The following is an 18,268-nucleotide window of genomic DNA, read 5'->3' on the forward strand; positions in this document are numbered from 1 at the left end:
TCTGAAACTGGGGAATTGCCTCAGATAGGCAGAAGAAGATCACCAACCGGGACTCAGAAGAGTCCCGGGATAACCTCGTCTTCACGATCAGCAAAGGCTGACTCTTGGTCGGTGAGATAGGCGTTCCACGCCGCCTGATCCCAGATTTCGATCCGGTTGCCCGTGCCGATAACGGCAAGTTCGCGTTCCAATCCTGCGTAGGTACGCAGGGACGACGGAATTGTGACGCGGCCTTGCTTATCTGGGATCTCGTCAACTGCACCAGAAAGGAACACGCGCAGGTAAGAGCGTGCTTCTTTCGAAGTGAGTGGAGCTTGGCGGAGCTGTTCTTGCATGCCTTCAAACTCGGCGAGCGGGAAGACGTACAGGCAGTGTTCTTGACCACGAGTCATGACCAGCCCAGCTTGGAGTTGGTCACGATACTTGGCGGGAAGAATGAGGCGGCTCTTGTCATCAAGCCGTGGCTCATATGTACCGAGGAACACCGCATTCACCCCCTCTTTGCTTTCGTAGCTCCACTTTACTCCACAATGCTCCAACATCACGTCACCGGGCGCAACCACATTTCGGATATTCGTTGAAATTGCTGAGAAATCGGAGTGGAGGGGAATTCGCCCCTCTCGCTGAGGCTCCTCCGGAGATGTCACAGGAAGACGGCAGGAGTGTAGAGGAGATGACGGAGATTTCCTGGGGTTGGCTATCGGCGCAGTGCATCCCCTCTTTGGAGGTGGAGCGAAGTGGGGCGGAAGATCGCGGGCAGCACACAACACGGGAGGTCAGACCAGATGGTCTGACCTCCCGTGAGAGAAGATATTGAGTTGGTGGGATTGAGAGTCTTAGAGCCCTGCCAAGCCGCGCCGCGGCGCACGCCAAGCCCTGCTTGGGTGGCACACACCAGTCATGCTAGCGGTACCATTCACGCTGCCGGTGCCACAGAGAAGAAACCTACCGGCCCTCGCGGCGCCGACGCTCCCACTCTTGGTTTTGCCGGTCCATGAACTTCCCAGATGCGTCTGGGTCAGGTTTGGAGGCCTTGGATGTGCCCTTGCCCTGCGATGGTCCAGACCTGAAGCCTGAAGCGATAAACCAGAATCCGGCGAACATGACAACTACGCCAAGTACACCAACGATCACCTGTTCTATTGCAATTCCACCCACCAACACTGCAATTCCAACAATTGCAACGAGGAGGCCGAGCACGAGGTCCCGAATGGAAAGTTCCATCGACCGTGCTTCCGCGGAAGGTTCAGGTTTGAATGTGTCGGCAAACTTGGGGTCCTCGTCGGCCAACTGGGCCTCGAGTTCCTCAAGCATCTTGCGCTCATATTCTGAAAGAGGCATTTCGTCTCCTCGTCGATCGTCGTGCCCTAAGAATATCCCCTAGGCGTAGCCGAAGGGTAGTTAACAAGGTTGTGCTGGTAAAGAAATCCCCAAGAATCAGCCCAACTAACCTTGAGTATCCTCCTCGGTGCCCGAGTTATCATGTTCGATCAGCGCCGCCGGGCGCAGTGCTGCCCGGCCAAACCTGACCTGAGCGAGATCCATGACAGCCTCTGCCTTGGCGCGGCGAGGATCGTCATCAAACGCCAGCTGGATCCCGTCACTTGGATCTATGAGCTGTTCGGCACGCATTCCCAATAGCCGTAAGCCATCTCCCCTGATTGTCACCGCTGCGAGCAGCCGCATTGCGCCCGCGTAGAGATCACTGGCAACCGAGCTGGGCTGGGCCAAGGTTGTGGAGCGAGTGATCGTGGTGAAGTCAGCGAAACGAACCTTGATGCTGATGGATCGCGCCACTAGACCCATGGCGCGCAGCCGTCTGGCGGTGTCATGGGCTTGAGAAAGCAACACACGTGCTAGTTCCTCCCGATCACTGACATGGTCGAAGAAGGTCTCTTCGCGACCCACTGATTTTTCGGGACGGGATACCTCAACTTGGCGTGGATCCACGCCGTTGGCCAGTGCGAAGAGGTGCCTTCCACTGGCCTGACCAAGGATGCGAACGAGCCGCTCTTCGCCGAGGTTCGCGAGATCAGCAACGGTCTCAACTCCCTGAACCTCAAGCTTCTGCCGCACCTTTTCGCCTACTCCCCACAGCGCTCCCACGGGAAGTGAGTGGAGGAACTCCACAGTCTGCGATGCAGGGATGAGAAGAAGACCGTCCGGTTTGGCGTGGGCAGAAGCCACCTTGGCAACATGCTTTGTGGCCGCAATGCCAACAGAGGCGGGTACTCCAACCTCCGAGCGGATCTTGTGACGCAGTGCCTGCCCAATCTCCACCGGAGACCCGAAGAGCCGTCGGGCTCCAGAGACGTCAAGGAACGCTTCATCGACCGAGACCTGCTCAATCTTGGGAGTCACATCGGCGAGGATTGCCATGATTCGGCGTGAGACCTCGCGGTACAGATCCCCTCGCGGAGGAAGCATGATGATGGAAGGACACAACCGGTACGCCTGACCCACCGCCATCGCTGAGTTCACTCCGTAAGCACGCGCTTCATACGATGCTGCTGAAACCACTCCCCGCTCACGGCCACCAACCGCCACAGGCTTACCCGCCAACTCTGGGTGCTCTAAGAGCTCCACAGAAACGAAGAATGCGTCCATATCGATGTGGAGGATATTCGTCTGGGAGTCATCACTACCCCAGTTTCTCTTGGCCGCTGCAGATCGAGGAGCTCGTGACATCATTTCCTCCTAACTAACTCCAGCCTAACGCGTGAGCACCGCCACAGTATGAGCGCCAGTCCCAGACACGAGCACCTTCCTGATCTGTGACGATCGTTCCTGACCCGTGACGATCGTTGCTGCCGGGTGCTTTGCTGGCACGACATACTCATGAGTGCTTTGCTGGCACGACATACTCATGAGTGCTTTGCTGGCACGACATACTCATGAGTGCTTTGCTGGCACGTCACTATAGTGAGTGAGCTGCTGGCACGTCATACTCGTGCGAGGCGGCGCAGGTACCTGCCACGATAAGCTGAGTTCCGTGAGCAGAAGAACCCGAATGACCTCCCACACGCCTAATGATCAGATTCTCCAGCGGGATCGACTGCCAGAGGGGATCGTGCGCACCACATTTGCACACGCCGAAGTGGGGCTGGCCGGAGATCTCGCCACGCTCTACCTCGATGGCGCAGAATCATCGGCACTCAACCTCGCTGACCCGCGCCAACTCGAGTTCGAGTACATGCAGCACATTCGGCTCATCGTAGACTCGCGATTTACCGAAGCAGAGCCCCTTCGCGTCCTCCATCTGGGCGGGGCTGGTTGCGCACTCGCTCGCGCACTTGACGCTGACCGGCCGAACTCGCGGCAGCTAGCCATTGAGATTGACGCGATCCTGGCGCGCTCCGTGCGTGAGTGGTTCGACCTACCAGGATCTCCGCGCCTCAGGATCCGGATTGATGAGGCACGCAGGGCCCTCGATACTACGAAGGGCACATGGGATGTGGTTGTTCGCGACGCATTTGCAAACCGTCACGTGCCTTCTCAGCTCAGGACGCTTGAGTCCGCTGCACGCGCCCACGATGTCCTATCGGAGGGAGGCGTCTATCTTCTCAACTCCATCGCTTCGACTGGACTTTCGGTGTTTGGTGAGGAAGTCAGCGCTTTGACAGGTACCTTTGCCCACGTCATGGCAATCGTCGATCCAGCCATCATGAAGGGGCGGCGCTTCGGGAACATCGTCATCGCCGCTTCAGACCGCGACTTCGCAATGGACACCATAGAACGGGATGTGCGGCGCCTCCCACTACCCGCAAAGGTCCTTGGGGAATCCGAACTACGACGACGAGCCGAAAGCGCCCGCCCATTTCGCGACGCCGACCTCGCTCCAGGTCAGTTGTGGTCTACGCTCGTTCCCGATTCCTCTGGTGACCCCACTGTGTGAGGTGCCGCTCCTGCGGCATCATCGTGTCCATCTCCATCGCTCACGGCTTTCACCTGTGCAGCATTCTCCGCTTCTATCACGGTGTCTGCCGCTAAGGCAGCAGCTAACTCCATTGAGGATGCCTCAACAGCGGCCTCATATGTGGTTGTCCGGCTGTCCAGCACTGTAGCGGCTGGATGATAGCGTTCCCACACCTCGCGCAGCGGAGGAACAATGATTCCTTGTTGCATCATCTTCTTGCGGACCTTGTTCTTGAAATACGCGATTCCAATGAGGCCAATCACGATGAAGATAACTTGGCTGGCCATCGCTATCTGAAAATCGTCCCGGCTGTAATCCCCACCCGGCGCTAGCTGGTCAAGAATGCGCCCAATGACCCAGGAAATGATGAGAGAGGCGGAGAATCCGCCCATATTGGCGAGCCCATTGCCCGTCCCAACGCGGCGCACGTCCACCGATGTTCTCACGAAATCGAAAGCGATGCTCGAAGCCGAGCTAGGAATCGAAAGCAGCGCACAGAACAAGGCCAGGTACCAGAGTGGAAGCGCGGAATCCATAACCAACAGCGGAATCCACGTCGCCACGCACAAGCCCACTGATCCGTACACCAACCACGATCTGCGGAGAGGATGAGCGCCAGTCATGCGCCCAATGACTGGTCCAACCACGGCCCCCGCCAACGGTGGAAGGATGAGTAGCCCAGCTGCGGTTCCGGCAGAAAGTCCTTGTGAGATCTGCAGAAACGGTGTGCCCCACAAGAGGAGGAACACTGTGGCGGGGAATCCACACGTGAAGTGCGTCCAGAAACCCAACCATGTGCCAGGTTCCCGCATGACGTCCCGTGCGCTCTGCCCTTGCTCTTGCGGGTCAACACGCCGGACCTGCTGGCCACTGTCCGTTGGAGAGTTTCGAACCCATACCAACCCGATGATGGACACAAGCCCAGCCACCGTTCCCAGACCAACAAAAGCTGGAGACCACCCAAACTGCCCCAACACAAATGCGAATGGGATCGATGAAATGATCTGGCCAATCTGTCCAAGCATGCCCGTCATCTGAGTCATCAGTGGTGCAGCGAAGGGCGTGAACCACACGGGGATGAGTCGCAACACCGAACTAAAAGCCGTGGCATCCCCAAGGCCGATGAGAATCCGGGCCGCGAGCGCCACGTGAAGCGATGTGGTCAGTCCTAGGACGATCTGGCCAGCAGCCATGATGACCGCACCACTCACGAGGACTTTGCGCACTCCAATGCGATCCAGCAACAGACCGACGGGGATCTGGGCACCCGAATACACAGCTAACTGAATGACCGTGAAGAGGGACAAAGTCGAAGCGTTAATCGCGAATCGATCCATCGCGTACAGCCCAGCCACTCCGAAGCTGGAGCGCCCAGCAATCGCCATAATGTAAATGGCTTCGGCGGCGAAGAATACCAAGTATGCGGATCTGGACTGCTTTGATCCCGCTTCAGCCACGTGGTCTACCTGTCCTCGTCTTTCGGACGTGCGTGCCGGCCCCGGCGCCGTGGCCAGAGACGAAACTCTTTGTCATTACTTGGTCTTATGCTATCGGCGTTATCGGATGCGGACGGTTCCTGCTCAGGCTCTGGATCAGCCGCACCGGCTCCATCGATCTGGTCATCTTGCTGGGTTTGGGCGGTATCGGGCGAATTCGGCGGAGTATCAATGTGCTCCGGCTCACTCGATCCGTCAGACCTTTGAGATCCTTCGCCTTCAACCCGTTTCGACTTGCCGTTGTTTGACTCCTCGAACGCCTCCCGCACACCTCTATCGACGACGTCGCCGAAACGAACGTTCGTTTCAAAACGGGACCGTGGCCTGCCGTCGTCGTTCTGTTCCATGACGCGATTTCGCTGACGGAACTCAGCAATACGCTGGATAAGTCCTTGCGGATCGTACTGGTCCGTCTCAGCGGGGTTCGGTAGCGTGATATCGGCTTGTGCAAGGAACTGCTCTGCTGCTCGCCCGATCTCATCAACACTTGGCACCGCGAGTTCCATTGCCGGCGCAGTAACGAAGCCTTGGGTGGCGCCTTCTTGGTCATAGTCATTCTCAAGGGCTGCGATCATGCCCTTGAGCTCCTCGTTTTGCTCCATGAGCTCCGCGAGTTCCTCCACCTGACCTGCCGAATCCTGCTCCAGATCTCCCACGGGCAGGCGCAGACCGGACAAGCTGGAGACCATCTTAAGAACGCCCGCAGCGCCAGCCGAGAAGTGATGACCCACTAAGTACATCGGCACTCGGACTGCAACGTTGGTCATGCCTAGATCGAGCCGCGAGGTCTGGAACTCAAGGTAGTCAGCAAACGATGATTGGAACCAGAAGTTTGCTTCCAGCACCTCCGGATTGGTGTCCGGATCCGAGCTTCGGACAACCATGTCAGCGGGACGCGTGTGCGGAGTGGCCGAACCAATGGCGGTGAAAGCAAAGATATGCCGCACACCAAACCGCTCGACGATGTCGAGCATGTCAGAGACCAATGCCTCCCAGTGAAAATCGGGTTCCATGCCGTGGAGGTGGAGGAAGGGCTGTCCTTCCATATCCCGCGCGTTTGAGAGGACAAGGCCATCGCGCCACAATCCCACGAGTTTGCCATCTTCAAAGTTCACCCACGGACGCTGCGCGCGATAATCCATCAAAGGATCCGTATCGAACAATGCCGCAGGCTGACCGTCGAGTGGTGCAAGCGAATGGGCGATAAGACGCGATACAGCACCGGCATCGGTTGCAGGATCAACGAGGTTGATTACCAGATTCTCAATGGGACCTTCAGGCACCTCATCGGGAAATGAAACGTAATGCGCCACTACTCTCTCCTTCCGACGGGCACCGGCACAACGTGACGTGCCAAGCCGATCACTTACAGTCGAAACCACTCACATGGATCGGACCGTGCAAATAGTAATCCGTTTGTGCTCAATCTTCGACGCTTCCAGACTACAGTGGCGTGGCACGAGCCGCATTTATCCCACCGGCGAACCATTGTTGGCGAAATGCGGACGTATGCCCGATAATTGATGGTCCAGTTTTCTTACTGGGTAAACACACTTTGCCCACCACCCACGGAGGCCACCTAGTGACTGAAAGCTCGCCACGTGAACGCGCCATCGCTCAAGAGCAGGACTATGTGGACCATGCTTACCACGCTCTAGATAGTCAACGCGCAGCGTACGCTGATCGGCTGAGCACCGTTCGTAGCCAAACGGGCCAAGAGAGCGCCGGGGAACTCTCCGAGCGGGATTCCTTTGCCAGTCATTATGAGGACAACCTCACCCGGCTTCGTAACGTGGAGAATCGTCTTGTTCTGGGCCGCCTGGATTTTGAAGATGGAACTAACGAACACATTGGCCGCATCAGTCTGAAGAACTCGGATCGCGAGATCATCCTGCTGGACTGGCGGGCACCGCAAGCAGAAGCCTTCTATCAGGCCACGGCCGCCCATCCTGGCGATGTAGTTCGACGCCGCCATATCCAGACCCGTTTCCGCGAGGTCACCGGCATTGAAGACGAACTACTCGACTCCAATGCCACGAGCAATGACCTCAATCTCACGGGCGAAGGCGCTCTCATGGCTGCCATGAATCAGGCTCGCGACGGAAAGATGTCTGACATCGTCGCGACCATTCAAGCCGAACAGGACCGAATCATCCGCGCCGAATCTCAGGGCGTCCTCGTAGTGCAAGGTGGCCCCGGCACCGGTAAGACGGCCGTGGCCCTCCACCGCGCTGCGTTCCTTCTCTACTCCCAGAGGGCACGCTTATCGCGCTCCGGAGTGCTCATTGTGGGGCCCTCCCCCGTGTTCCTCCGCTACATCGATCAGGTCCTTCCCTCTCTCGGCGAATCAGACGTTGTTTCGACAACAATCGCTGGCCTCATGCCCGGTGTTCGAGCTACGTCTGTAGATTCTGCATACGCTGGCGAGATCAAGGGTCGCCTCGTGTGGCGCAGGATTGCCAAGCGCGCTGTCCGCGAGGTACTTGAGCGTCCACTTTCGCGTTCTGTCACCCTCACCATCTCCGGAGTCCAGGTTCGCCTGACCCCACGAGATGTGGAAACCGCTCACAGCAAAGCCCGCCGCGCAGGCACCTCACATAATGAAGCACGCGACGTTTACGCAAGAATGCTCGTTGACCTGCTTGCCCGCCGCGTAGCTGATGCAAAAGACCTCTCCTTGGCAGAAAATGAGTGGATTATCGGCGACGTCGCCGCGTCCACAGATGCGCGCCGTGAGATTAACCTCCATTGGCTGCCATCGGCACCCTCCCAGCTGCTTGAACGCCTCTACTCGCGCCCCGAACTTCTTCGGGAAGTGGCCCGCGAGTTAAGCGATAGTGAACTCAGCGCACTCATTCGTCCCAAGGGTTCGGGCTTCACCCCGGCTGACATCGCCATTCTTGATGAACTTGCCGAACACCTTGGCCCGTTCCATGACGATTTTGAGAGGCGGCAACGTTCAGCCGCACAGGCTCGCCAAGCCGAACTCTCCTCATACGTCAGCGAGACGATGTCCGCTATGAATCTCGGCGGCGGGATCCTCGATGCCGGGATGATGGCGGAGCGGCTGGCGGACTCTGGCCCGCGCATTACGCTCGCCGAACGGGCAGCCTCTGACCGTTCATGGACATACGGCCACGTGGTGGTAGACGAAGCACAAGAGCTTTCACCCATGCAGTGGGAGATGCTTATTCGGCGCTGCCCGAGCCGATCCTTCACCGTGGTAGGAGATCTCGACCAACGCCCAGAGGGCGCGCCGCAAGGCGGATGGCGGTCCCTGCTGGGCCGCCTCGGTGAGAACGTACGTCAGGAGAACCTGACGATCTCTTACCGCACGCCAGCAACTGTTCTGAATGCCGCGAGCCGGACGCTGCTCGCAGCGGGAGCCAGGGTGGCGTCTGTCCAAGCAGCTCGCGACCTTCCGGACAGCTTTGTAGATAGCCCGGCCACAATCGACACCGTGAATGAGGTGCTCGCCATGGAGATTTCACAAGCTTGCCTCATTATGGATGCAGAATATGGCGTTGGCGGCGGCACTCTGGCAGTCATCGCCCCCGAAGCCATGCACGATCGGGTCGCAGCGGCCATCCTGGCATCTGAATCAGCGCAACGTTGGCCTACCGACACTGATGGGAATGATGTTGCCGCACGCATCCAGGTGTTGACTCCGTATCAGTCCAAAGGGCTCGAATACGACGTCGTCGTGCTGTTTGAACCTGCTGCGGTTCTGGAGGAGGGGCCCGGAAGTCTCTACGTAGCCATGACTAGGCCAACGCGGCAGCTGCGGGTGGTTCATACCACTGCACTTCCAGAAGGCATGCACGCCTAAGAGCCCGAGGGCATTCACGCGAAAAAGCCCGGGATGTGAGCTGATGTTGCCGCGCCAGGGTTTTTCGGACATTGTTGATCCGTGACCCGCATACTCCTGCTCGAGAATCCATACCAGTCAGCCGATGAGGTCTTCAACAAGACCGACTGCGAGATCATCAGAGTCTCCCACGCCCTCCAAGGCCAGGATCTGATAGACGCTCTTGACGGAATCGATATCCTTGGCATCCGATCTAAGACCACCGTGACTCGCGAAGTCATCGAGGCATGCCCCAGCCTTACAGCGATTGGCGCATTCTGTATTGGCACCAATCAGATCGATCTGGCAGCGTGCAACGAACACGGCGTCGCTGTGTTCAATGCGCCATACGCCAACACGCGCTCCGTTGTGGAGCTGGCCATCAGTGAAGCAATCGCGTTGACCCGTCACATTCCTGAGAAGAACTCCGCACTGCACTCCAAACTGTGGAAGAAGTCTGCCAACGGCGCCCACGAAGTACGGGGCAAGACTCTTGGCATCGTCGGATACGGCTCGATCGGAACGCAGCTCTCGGTACTGGCTGAGGCTATGGGCATGCGCGTCATCTTCTATGACATAGCCGAACGCCTGACCATCGGCAATGCGAAACGCGTCCGAAGCTTGGATGAGCTCCTCAACCAAGCTGACATTGTCTCCTTGCACGTGGACGGGCGCCCCTCAAATAGGGGTTTCTTCAGTCGCTCGCAGTTTGCACAGATGAAGAAGGGCGCGATACTTATCAATCTTTCGCGCGGTTCGATCGTCGACATCGACGCCCTCGTTGAGAAGCTGGCAGATGGTTCACTCGCGGGAGCTGGCATCGACGTATTCCCTGAAGAACCAGATGGCAATGGCGATCCGTTCGACTCCCCGCTTGTTGAGTTCCCCAACGTCATCTTGACGCCGCACATCGGAGGATCCACCCTCGAGGCTCAGGAGTCAATTGGCTACTTCGTGGCTGGAAAGCTCTTGGATTACTGGAGAAAGGGTTCAACCGAACTATCGGTCAACCTTCCGAACATCGCGGCCACGCCGTCGCGCAGCTCTCTGTATCGCATCGCGTGGATCCACAGGAACATGCCAGGCGCTTTGGCGCGAGTCAACCAGATCTTTGCGGATGAGGGAGCCAACATCAACACTCAGGTTCTAGCAACAGAAGGAGAGATTGGCTACATGGTGACCGACGTCTCCACGGAGCTTCCGGCTCACGCCGTCGAACATCTCGCGGACTCTCCTCAGAACATTCGGCTTCGAGTTCTCAGGCGTGAGTACTAGGGTTTGAAGCATGAGTGAATCCACATCGGCGCGGCCCTTTTATCTTCCCGGCATACCAGCTGAGATCGAACCAGTCACGCGGCCTTTGGGTTCGCTTCTGTGGCAGTCTGCCAAAGATTATCCCAATCGCATTGCAATTGACTTTCTCGGGCGGACCATCACCTACTCCGAACTCGCGCATCAGACGCGGAAGGCCGCGGTTGCACTGTACCGATGTGGGGTACGCCGCGGCGATGTAGTAGCCCTGATTATGCCGAACTGCCCGCAACACGTGGTGGCATTCTACGCGGCCCTTTCCCTGGGCGCCGTAGTGGCGGAGCATAATCCTCTGGCGCCATCCGCCGAGCTTCACGAACAGTTGGCGCGCCATGGAGCGAAAGTGGTGGTGGTCTGGGAGCAGACGCTTGCCAAACTGACTGAGGACGGCGATGACCGGGGCAGGACGTACCTTTCAGTTGACCTATCTCGGGAACTCCCCCACTTCTCGCGCTTGTTGTTGACTCTCCCTGTTGCGTCTGCACGCGCGCAGCGGGCGAAACTACGCGCCGATGTGCCACATGGCATTCTCTCTTTTGACAGAGTTGTCAAGAAAGCCCCTAGTGCCAGCCAGTTCATCTTGAAGACTGATTCCGGAATCGACCTTGATTCCCGCGCAGTCTTAATCCACACAGGTGGAACCACTGGCGTACCCAAGGCCGTCCAACTCACCCACCGAAACCTCATGGCAAACATCACCCAGACCACGCTGTGGATCCAAGGTGTGCGCAGAGGCGAGGAAGTCTTCGCTGGTGTTTTGCCATTCTTCCATGCATTCGGGCTCCAGACTGTGCTCGGCGTGGGGATCTCTCAAGCGGCCACGTTGGTGATCCTGCCCAACTTTGACGTCTCCTCCCTACTTGCTGGTCAGCGTCGCTACCCCATCACCCTCTTCCCCGGGGTTGCTCCCATGTTCGAACGTGTTCTTGCCCAGGCCGTGAAAGAACGCGAGGCGGGAAAGGCAACAGACCTCACCTCCATCAAATGGGCTTTCTCCGGTGCCATGGCCCTGGATCCAGACCTCGCCACTCGATGGGAGGAAGCCACTGGCGGATTCATTATTGAGGGATACGGCATGTCCGAGGCGAGCCCTATCATTGCCGGTTCGCCTGTCTCGATCAATCGGCGCCCATCCACTCTCGGGATTCCTTTCCCATCCACCGAGATTCGCCTTGCTGACCCGGACGACCCGAGCAAGGACGCCGCCGATGTGGGAGAAATCCTCGTTCGTGGGCCTCAAGTGTTCTCTGGATACTTGGGCGAGCCTGATGAGACAGCCGCCGTATTCCACGACGGCTGGCTCCGCACCGGAGATCTTGGCCGTTGGGATGACGGGTTCCTCGTCATGGCTGATCGTCGCAAGGAGATGATCATTCACGGTGGTTTCAACGTGTATCCGTCTCAGGTGGAAGATGCCATTAAGTCCATGCCGGGTGTTCGCGACGTAGCAGTAGTTGGTATGCCTGATGAGAACCGTGGTGAGTCTGTTGTGGCGGTACTGGTGCTAGAGCCCGATACCATCGTTGATATCGATGCCGTTCGCAGGTGGACACAAGATAAGCTCTCTCACTACGCCATGCCAAAGTCCATTGCCATCGCAGAAGATTTGCCACGCTCACAGCTGGGAAAGGTACTACGCCGCGCGGTGCGCGACGAACTCCAAGAGTACGAGCTCAAATCCGGCGAATGGCGGAAGAAGGCTGCCGAACTTACAGAAGCTACCTCAGACAAACTCGAGGCCCTGACAGCATCGGTTGCCGAATCCGTCTCAGAACTCTCTTTGAATGTGACCGAAACGTGGCATGCGACCAAGGAACAGCTTCAGGAGAAGCTGACCTTGGCAAGCGAGCAGATCTCACAGGCTACTGAACAGCTCAACGCTAGGCTCAAGACAGATGAGGATGGTCGCATTGGGTTCGGCCTTCATCAAGTTGCAGCTGAAAGCGAGGCGGCCACCCAAGAGGATTCATCCGAAGGAACCGACCCCGGTTCAGGTGCACAAGCGCAGGCCGAAACGCACACCGCGAATGGTGCGCCGGCCGCTGGTGCAGCATCTTCGCAGGAACCAGATGAGAAACCAATCGACTCGGATGAGGAATCACTCCACTGATTCGCTGAGACACCGTGCGCGGGTGGTCACCGTAGAGAAGTGGGGTCCTCCCGCGCAGAGGTATTGAGCTTTCAGTGCTGCCGAGTTCTTCTTGGCTACCGCAATGCCGAGTTCTTCTTGGTTACCGCAATGCCGAGTTCTTCTTGGCTACCGTAATGCCGAGTTCTCTTTGGTTACCGCAATGCCCACCCACGTACCGCAGAACCATCAGGAATCTGAGGGACCCGTGTGGTCATCAGTAGGCAGATCTGCTTCTTCAGCTCGAAGCTTTGCTATGGCAGTTTCGAAATCGTCAAGAGTTTCAAATCCCTCATAGACGGACGCGAAACGCAAGAACGCAATGTCGTCCAGCTTGCGCAGTGGTTCAAGTATTGCCAAACCGATCTCATGCGTTGAGATCTGTGCACTACCGGTGGCTCGCAGGCGCTCTTCAACTTGGCTGGCGAGGAGCGCCAAATCGTCATCTGTTACCGGCCGTCCCTGACAAGCCTTGCCGACTCCCGCGATTATCTTCTCGCGGGAGAAAGGCTCCGTGGCTCCTGATCGCTTCGCTACGATCAAGCTTGCCGTCTCGAGGGTGGAAAACCTCTGTTTGCAGGCAGGGCATTCCCTCCTCCGCCGGATGGAGAGGCCGTCGTCGCTTGTTCGCGAGTCAATAACTCGCGAATCCGGATGGTGACAAAAAGGACAGTGCACTCAGCGATCATAGCAAACGCTCCATAGCACGCTACTAGGAACTCCTCTAGCCGAAGAGCCGTGGCCACACTGACAAGCCGATGGGAACGGTGGGTTGCCGAACCGATTGGCTGAGGAACTGATGCTGGCTCACGACGAAGCTGTTCAAGCAACCGACGCAGCGGACGTCATGCACTATGTGCGGACACCGATCGGTCAGGGAATCAGTAGGCAGGCAGTTCGATACTCTGCCCCACGGTCAGTGCGTCAGAACCAAGATTGTTGAGGTCACGAATATCCGCAACAACTGCGCTGGTATCCGGCGCATTCGTGACCGTGCTAGCGATTGACCACAACGTATCACCCGGTTGAACAACCAACACGTCACCGGGACTTGCCAAGAAAAGCGAACCAACCATCAAACCGGCCACAGCAAGAACAGCGACAAGGAGAAGCGCACTCAGTGCCTTCACAACAAGAGTGAGCACCTTATCAAGGTCAACTGCAACGCCTGCCGCGTTCCGCGTGCCTACTGCTGTGGCCTTGGCTGGTGCACCCAGCGACGTAAGCATGGCCCGCCCAGCACGCGGCGAGAAAGCTGCTTCTACATCAGCACGGATAGCTGCGCGCTGGCCTACTGAGTGCGCGAACTCCGCAGAATCAGCCGTAGGTACGGCGCGCAGAGCGCGATTGCCAGTTGCCGGTTTGCGGCGGCCAGCCTGTGAACTAAGTGAAGGAATGGGGTACAAGGCCACCGCACCATCGCGACGAGCATTGTGGGCTGCTGCACCAGCGTCAGGTTGCTGGATCTCCAGAACACTCATTTTGGCTCCTTTCGAACGATTGTTCGTCGAACATCTGTTTGTACTCTAGCGCCTAGGTTTCATCGTGTCTAGAACAAGATTTCGACTCGCCGCCTGAACGTGTGTTTGAGCGCCCGAATGACCGGTAACCTTGTAGAAGCAGTCAAACATTGTGGGCCGACAAATTTGCGGCCAAAAAGGAAGGTACGGATGGCGAATCAAGCAACTCTGACCGAGCGGCAGGCTGCGGTTCTCATGTGCATCCGTACGCACATGTTGCGCAACCACTACGCGCCAACCATCCGCGAGATCGGTGACGAAGTCGGCCTTTCCTCTACCTCGTCCGTGAAGTATCAGCTCGATTGCCTCACTGATCTGGGGTATTTGAGGCGTGACACCCGGCGTCCACGCACAATGGAACTGACGGACCTGGGGCTTTCGTTCGGCGAGGACGTGCGGGCATCCGTGACTGAGCTACCTCTTCCCTCTGTCTCACCTAGTGTTCGGAGCAATCCAGTATCGTTCAACGACGGCGATTCAATCGTCGCCGTGGAACCGCCCGTCAATGTGCCCGTAGTTGGCCGGATCGCGGCTGGTGCACCGATCTTGGCCGAACAGCTTGTGGAGGATGTGTTCACCGTGCCCCGCCGCCTCACGGGCGAGGGCGAGATGTTCGCGCTGAAGGTCTCAGGTGATTCCATGATCGATGCCGCGATTTGCGACGGCGATTGGGTAGTGGTGCGCCGTCAGTCGGTGGCAGAGAGCGGAGAGATTGTGGCTGCCATGCTCGATGGTGAAGCTACAGTCAAAGTTCTCCAGCGGCGCGCTGGGCATGTCACGCTTCTGCCGCGGAATTCCGCTTACTCCCCCATTCCTGCGGACAACGTGGCGATTCTTGGTCGTGTTGTGACTGTGTTGCGCGCGATATAGGGGCTTATGCATTGTGAGGCTGGGGTGCACATCTGTTGATGTGCACCCCAGCCTCACAATGACGTTGAGCGCTAATCACAAGCGCACAAGCGTTTAGTAACCGAACTTGGCGGCCACCGCGCGAATAGAATCAGCCGACGCGCGCAGTCCTTCAAATTCGCGAGGGGTTACCACTGGAACGAGCCTGCGGCCAAGACCATCGCGGCCCACGACTGTTGGAACAGACATGGCAACATTGGAGACTCCGAGCCAATCATTGAGCTGCGAAGAGACGGGCAACACCCGGCGCTCGTCACGCAGAATGGTGGACACGATGTGAGAGACGGAAAGCCCGATGGCGTAGTTTGTGGCGCCCTTTCCATCAATGATCTTGTATGCAGAGTTCACAACTTCGCGATGAATGGCTTCACGCTCACGGTCATCCAAAGTCTTTCCGGAGGCGGTTTCACCCCACTGAAGCAGCGGAACTGCACCGATCATCGCACTAGACCACAGCGGGATCTCAGAATCGCCATGCTCTCCAACGATGTATGCGTGGACAGTCTGAGGAGCCACCCCACAGTCCTGAGCAACAAGATAGCGAAGGCGGGACGAATCGAGCACTGTACCTGATCCAAAGAAACGATCTGGCGACATGCCGGAGATCTTCAAGCCAGTGTATGTAACAACGTCCACGGGGTTGGAGACGATGAGGAAAATGGCGTTGGGTGCCTGTTCAACAGCAGCAGGAAGGATGTTCTTCATGATGTTGATGGTTGCCCCGGCTAGGTCCAGTCGCGACTGCCCCGGCTTCTGCTTGGCACCAGCCGTCACCACCACAACATCCGAATCCTTGATGACCTCAATATCGGATGAGCCAACTACGGTTGAAACTGGGGCAAACTGGGAACCCTGGGCGATGTCGAGGGCTTCGGCTTTAACTTTGTCCTCAGCGATGTCATACATCGCATAATGGCGTGCAACGCCCTTGATCATCATCGCGTATGTGCAGGCTGAGCCAACTGCTCCAGCACCAATGACGGATACCTTTGTGTTGACTTCAGTTACCTTGCCGGAGGAAACCACCGGAACTGGTGTTGCTTCAACTTCAGCTTCAGGATTGGGATTGTCGGACAATGTGCACCTCACTGATTCGGAGCAGGTTGTTCTGCTTTCATGTTTCATTGTACGGACCTTGGCGCCACGTCGTGGGCTTGGGCCGATGTTCAGACCGATTTGCAAGCTTGAACGGATGTCATTCCTGCTCGAAACGCGCAAGCCTCTCGAGCGCAGAGATTGCAGTGCTCTTATCTGTTGTGGGCCATAGCGGCGGCAGGGATGCCATGAGATAACCTGCATACCGTGCCTTCCTCAATCGAGGATCAAGCACAGCCACCATGCCTTTGTCATCAATTCTGCGGAGAAGCCTGCCTGCACCTTGGGCTAGCCGGAGAGCCGCGTGAGTCGCCGAGACCTCCATGAATCCGTTGCCTCCGGATTCTTCAGCACGCTTGGTGCGCGCCTGCGTGAGTGGTTCATTAGGCCGAGGAAAGGGAATCCGGTCCATGATGACTAGCCGGCACGTTCGTCCCGGAACATCTACTCCCTGCCACAGCGAAAGCGTACCGAAAAGCGACGCGGCGTCGTCGTCGGAAAACTCGCGAACGAGAGTGGGCAACTGATCCTCGCCCTGAACGAAAATTGGCGTCTGTAGGCGCTCACGCGCATACTCTGCAGCAGCTTCCGCCCCACGACGTGAGGTAAAGAGGGCCAGCGCCCCGCCACCCGATGCGCGCACGAGGTCCACGATCTCATCGAGCTGCTCGTTACCGTAACCGTCACGCCCCGGTGTGGGAAGGTGCGCAGCGACGTACAAGATGCCTTGCTTGCCGTGGTCAAAAGGAGAGCCGACGTCGATGCCAGTCCACGGCCCTTGACTCGGATACAGGAAGCCCACCTCGCGGGCGGCGTGGTTAAAGCTGCCGCCAATTTCCAAAGTAGCTGACGTCAACACCGCTGCTTTCCCCTCGAAGAGCTGGTCCGCAAGCGAGTTTGAGACGTCAAGTGGCGCAACATACAGTGAAGCTCGATCGTCCAGATCACGCGCGACCCACGGTACGAGCGCACCCTGTGAGGTCTGATCAGATAGAAGCCGATCAACCACCTCAGATAGGCTCTGCACCCGATTGCGTGCCACGGCCTTGGCAGCGGCGTCTGCTTCCTCTTTGCCTGGCAGCTCTCCCACGTCAACAGCTGCCTGCTGCAACTCTCCCAAGAGCCGCAACAACGCATCCTGAAGGTTCTCCGGCAACTGGGTGATACGCCCCTCGGGAAGGTCCGCGAGCGCCGTATCAATCCCATCGCCTGCATCTTCTAGCTCAACTGCAAGGATCTTCTCACGGCGCAAGAGCCGCGCGAGAGCCGCTATGTCTGCTTTGGATACGGATGCTGTGAGCTGGCTCGTCACGCGGTCCACCAAGTCATGTGCTTCGTCAACGATGTAGGCCTGAGCTTCTGGAAGGACGGGAGTTCCCGCACTCTGGATACCCAGCATCGAATGATTTGTGACGACGACGTCGGCTTCATCGGCCTGTTGGCGCGCGAGAACTGGAAAACAGGAGCCACGCAGGGGGCACTTGGACCCTAGGCACTCCGGTTTGGCGATGGAAACCTGCCGCCATGCTCGATCAGAAACGCCTGGCACAAGGTCATCCCGGTCTCCTGAGTCGGTTGACATCGCCCAATCGCGCAGCCTCACAACCTCCTCACCAGTGGAACTGGCACCGTACTCCCCTGAGGCACGGGAGAGAAGAGCATCATCCTCTGGGTACCCGCCCGCGGCCTTTCGAAGGCACACGTAGTTGTTCCAGCCCTTGAGGAGGCTGACTCGGGGAGACTTCCCGGTGGCGTTGTACACGGCCTCGGCTACCCGCGGGGCGTCGTGGGCCACGATTTGGCGCTGCAATGCGAGGGTTGCCGTCGAGACGATGACTCTCGAATCGTTCTCAATTGCCCACTTCATGGCGGGAACGAGGTAGCCGATCGACTTACCCGTTCCCGTGCCAGCCTGAACGAGGAGGTGCCCGTCCACTTCCAGACAGTCCACCACCGCTTGGGCCATTTCGACTTGGCCTTCACGGCGCTTTCCGCCCAGCTGGGCAACGACGGCATCGAGAAGATCCTCGATATCAGCGCCCACGT

Annotated in this window: 14 protein-coding genes; 5 read left to right on the plus strand and 9 right to left on the minus strand. The window is 57.9% G+C overall.

Annotated elements, in window-relative coordinates:
* Positions 1-53: 53 nt before the first annotated feature.
* The 3 genes from mraZ to dinB all read right to left on the minus strand — a co-directional run bounded on the left by mraZ (position 54) and on the right by dinB (position 2,688).
* A complete protein-coding gene (mraZ, locus tag H2O17_RS07875; protein ID WP_182050988.1) occupies positions 54-485 on the minus strand; it encodes a division/cell wall cluster transcriptional repressor MraZ in 432 nt (143 codons plus the stop codon).
* A 460-nt stretch (positions 486-945) separates the two neighbouring features.
* Positions 946-1,341 carry a DUF3040 domain-containing protein gene (locus H2O17_RS07880; RefSeq protein WP_182049191.1) on the minus strand — a complete coding sequence of 132 codons (396 nt, stop codon included), beginning with the start codon at positions 1,339-1,341 and terminating at the stop codon, positions 946-948.
* A gap of 105 nt (positions 1,342-1,446) precedes the next feature.
* A complete protein-coding gene (gene dinB / locus H2O17_RS07885; protein ID WP_182049192.1) occupies positions 1,447-2,688 on the minus strand; it encodes a DNA polymerase IV in 1,242 nt (413 codons plus the stop codon).
* A gap of 304 nt (positions 2,689-2,992) precedes the next feature.
* Here dinB and H2O17_RS07890 point away from each other — a divergent pair, with 304 nt between their 5' ends.
* Positions 2,993-3,895, plus strand: a complete 903-nt coding sequence (locus tag H2O17_RS07890; RefSeq protein ID WP_246311195.1) for a spermidine synthase — start codon at positions 2,993-2,995, stop codon at positions 3,893-3,895.
* Here H2O17_RS07890 and H2O17_RS07895 read toward each other — a convergent pair.
* Together H2O17_RS07895 and H2O17_RS07900 are read right to left on the minus strand one after the other, a co-directional pair.
* Positions 3,844-5,373, minus strand: coding sequence for an MFS transporter (locus H2O17_RS07895; protein ID WP_182049193.1), 1,530 nt, complete (start codon positions 5,371-5,373; stop codon positions 3,844-3,846). The genes H2O17_RS07890 and H2O17_RS07895 overlap by 52 nt on opposite strands.
* Before the next feature lie 5 nt (positions 5,374-5,378).
* Positions 5,379-6,725 (minus strand): PAC2 family protein, encoded by a 1,347-nt coding sequence (locus tag H2O17_RS07900; protein ID WP_182049194.1) that lies wholly within the window; start codon positions 6,723-6,725, stop codon positions 5,379-5,381.
* A 269-nt stretch (positions 6,726-6,994) separates the two neighbouring features.
* On the opposite strand from H2O17_RS07900, the gene H2O17_RS07905 reads away from it, so the two are divergent.
* The 3 genes from H2O17_RS07905 (at position 6,995) to H2O17_RS07915 (ending at position 12,680) form a co-directional block, all read left to right on the plus strand.
* Positions 6,995-9,241, plus strand: coding sequence for a HelD family protein (locus tag H2O17_RS07905; RefSeq protein WP_182049195.1), 2,247 nt, complete (start codon positions 6,995-6,997; stop codon positions 9,239-9,241).
* Between the two features lie 81 nt (positions 9,242-9,322).
* A complete protein-coding gene (serA, locus tag H2O17_RS07910; RefSeq protein WP_182049196.1) occupies positions 9,323-10,534 on the plus strand; it encodes a phosphoglycerate dehydrogenase in 1,212 nt (403 codons plus the stop codon).
* 10 nt (positions 10,535-10,544) lie between these two features.
* Positions 10,545-12,680 carry an AMP-binding protein gene (locus H2O17_RS07915; protein ID WP_182049197.1) on the plus strand — a complete coding sequence of 712 codons (2,136 nt, stop codon included), beginning with the start codon at positions 10,545-10,547 and terminating at the stop codon, positions 12,678-12,680.
* 207 nt (positions 12,681-12,887) lie between these two features.
* On the opposite strand, the gene nrdR is transcribed toward H2O17_RS07915, so the two are convergent.
* Positions 12,888-13,376, minus strand: a complete 489-nt coding sequence (gene nrdR, locus H2O17_RS07920; RefSeq protein WP_182049198.1) for a transcriptional regulator NrdR — start codon at positions 13,374-13,376, stop codon at positions 12,888-12,890.
* 203 nt (positions 13,377-13,579) lie between these two features.
* On the minus strand, positions 13,580-14,179 hold the full coding sequence (locus H2O17_RS07925) for a LysM peptidoglycan-binding domain-containing protein (protein WP_182049199.1): 600 nt from the start codon (positions 14,177-14,179) through the stop codon (positions 13,580-13,582).
* Positions 14,180-14,368: 189 nt separating this feature from the next.
* Between H2O17_RS07925 and lexA the strand changes: the two genes are divergently transcribed.
* Complete coding sequence (lexA, locus tag H2O17_RS07930) at positions 14,369-15,088, plus strand: transcriptional repressor LexA (protein ID WP_182049200.1); 720 nt, start codon at positions 14,369-14,371, stop codon at positions 15,086-15,088.
* A gap of 93 nt (positions 15,089-15,181) precedes the next feature.
* Here the strand turns inward: lexA and H2O17_RS07935 are convergent, their stop codons facing one another.
* Together H2O17_RS07935 and H2O17_RS07940 are read right to left on the minus strand one after the other, a co-directional pair.
* Positions 15,182-16,204, minus strand: a complete 1,023-nt coding sequence (locus H2O17_RS07935; protein WP_262485941.1) for an L-lactate dehydrogenase — start codon at positions 16,202-16,204, stop codon at positions 15,182-15,184.
* A gap of 118 nt (positions 16,205-16,322) precedes the next feature.
* Positions 16,323-18,266 (minus strand): ATP-dependent DNA helicase, encoded by a 1,944-nt coding sequence (locus H2O17_RS07940; RefSeq protein ID WP_246311196.1) that lies wholly within the window; start codon positions 18,264-18,266, stop codon positions 16,323-16,325.
* Positions 18,267-18,268: the final 2 nt, after the last annotated feature.

The organism is Changpingibacter yushuensis (assembly GCF_014041995.1).
In the GTDB taxonomy this organism is placed as follows: domain Bacteria; phylum Actinomycetota; class Actinomycetes; order Actinomycetales; family Actinomycetaceae; genus Changpingibacter; species Changpingibacter yushuensis.

What these genes read in the sequence shown, in the direction of transcription:
- H2O17_RS07880 (WP_182049191.1), bottom strand. Translation starts at nt 1,341, where the DNA reads ATGCCTCTTTCAGAATATGAGCGCAAGATGCTTGAGGAACTCGAGGCC.
- dinB (WP_182049192.1), bottom strand. Translation starts at nt 2,688, where the DNA reads ATGTCACGAGCTCCTCGATCTGCAGCGGCCAAGAGAAACTGGGGTAGT.
- H2O17_RS07915 (WP_182049197.1), top strand. Translation starts at nt 10,545, where the DNA reads ATGAGTGAATCCACATCGGCGCGGCCCTTTTATCTTCCCGGCATACCA.
- H2O17_RS07925 (WP_182049199.1), bottom strand. Translation starts at nt 14,179, where the DNA reads ATGAGTGTTCTGGAGATCCAGCAACCTGACGCTGGTGCAGCAGCCCAC.
- lexA (WP_182049200.1), top strand. Translation starts at nt 14,369, where the DNA reads ATGGCGAATCAAGCAACTCTGACCGAGCGGCAGGCTGCGGTTCTCATG.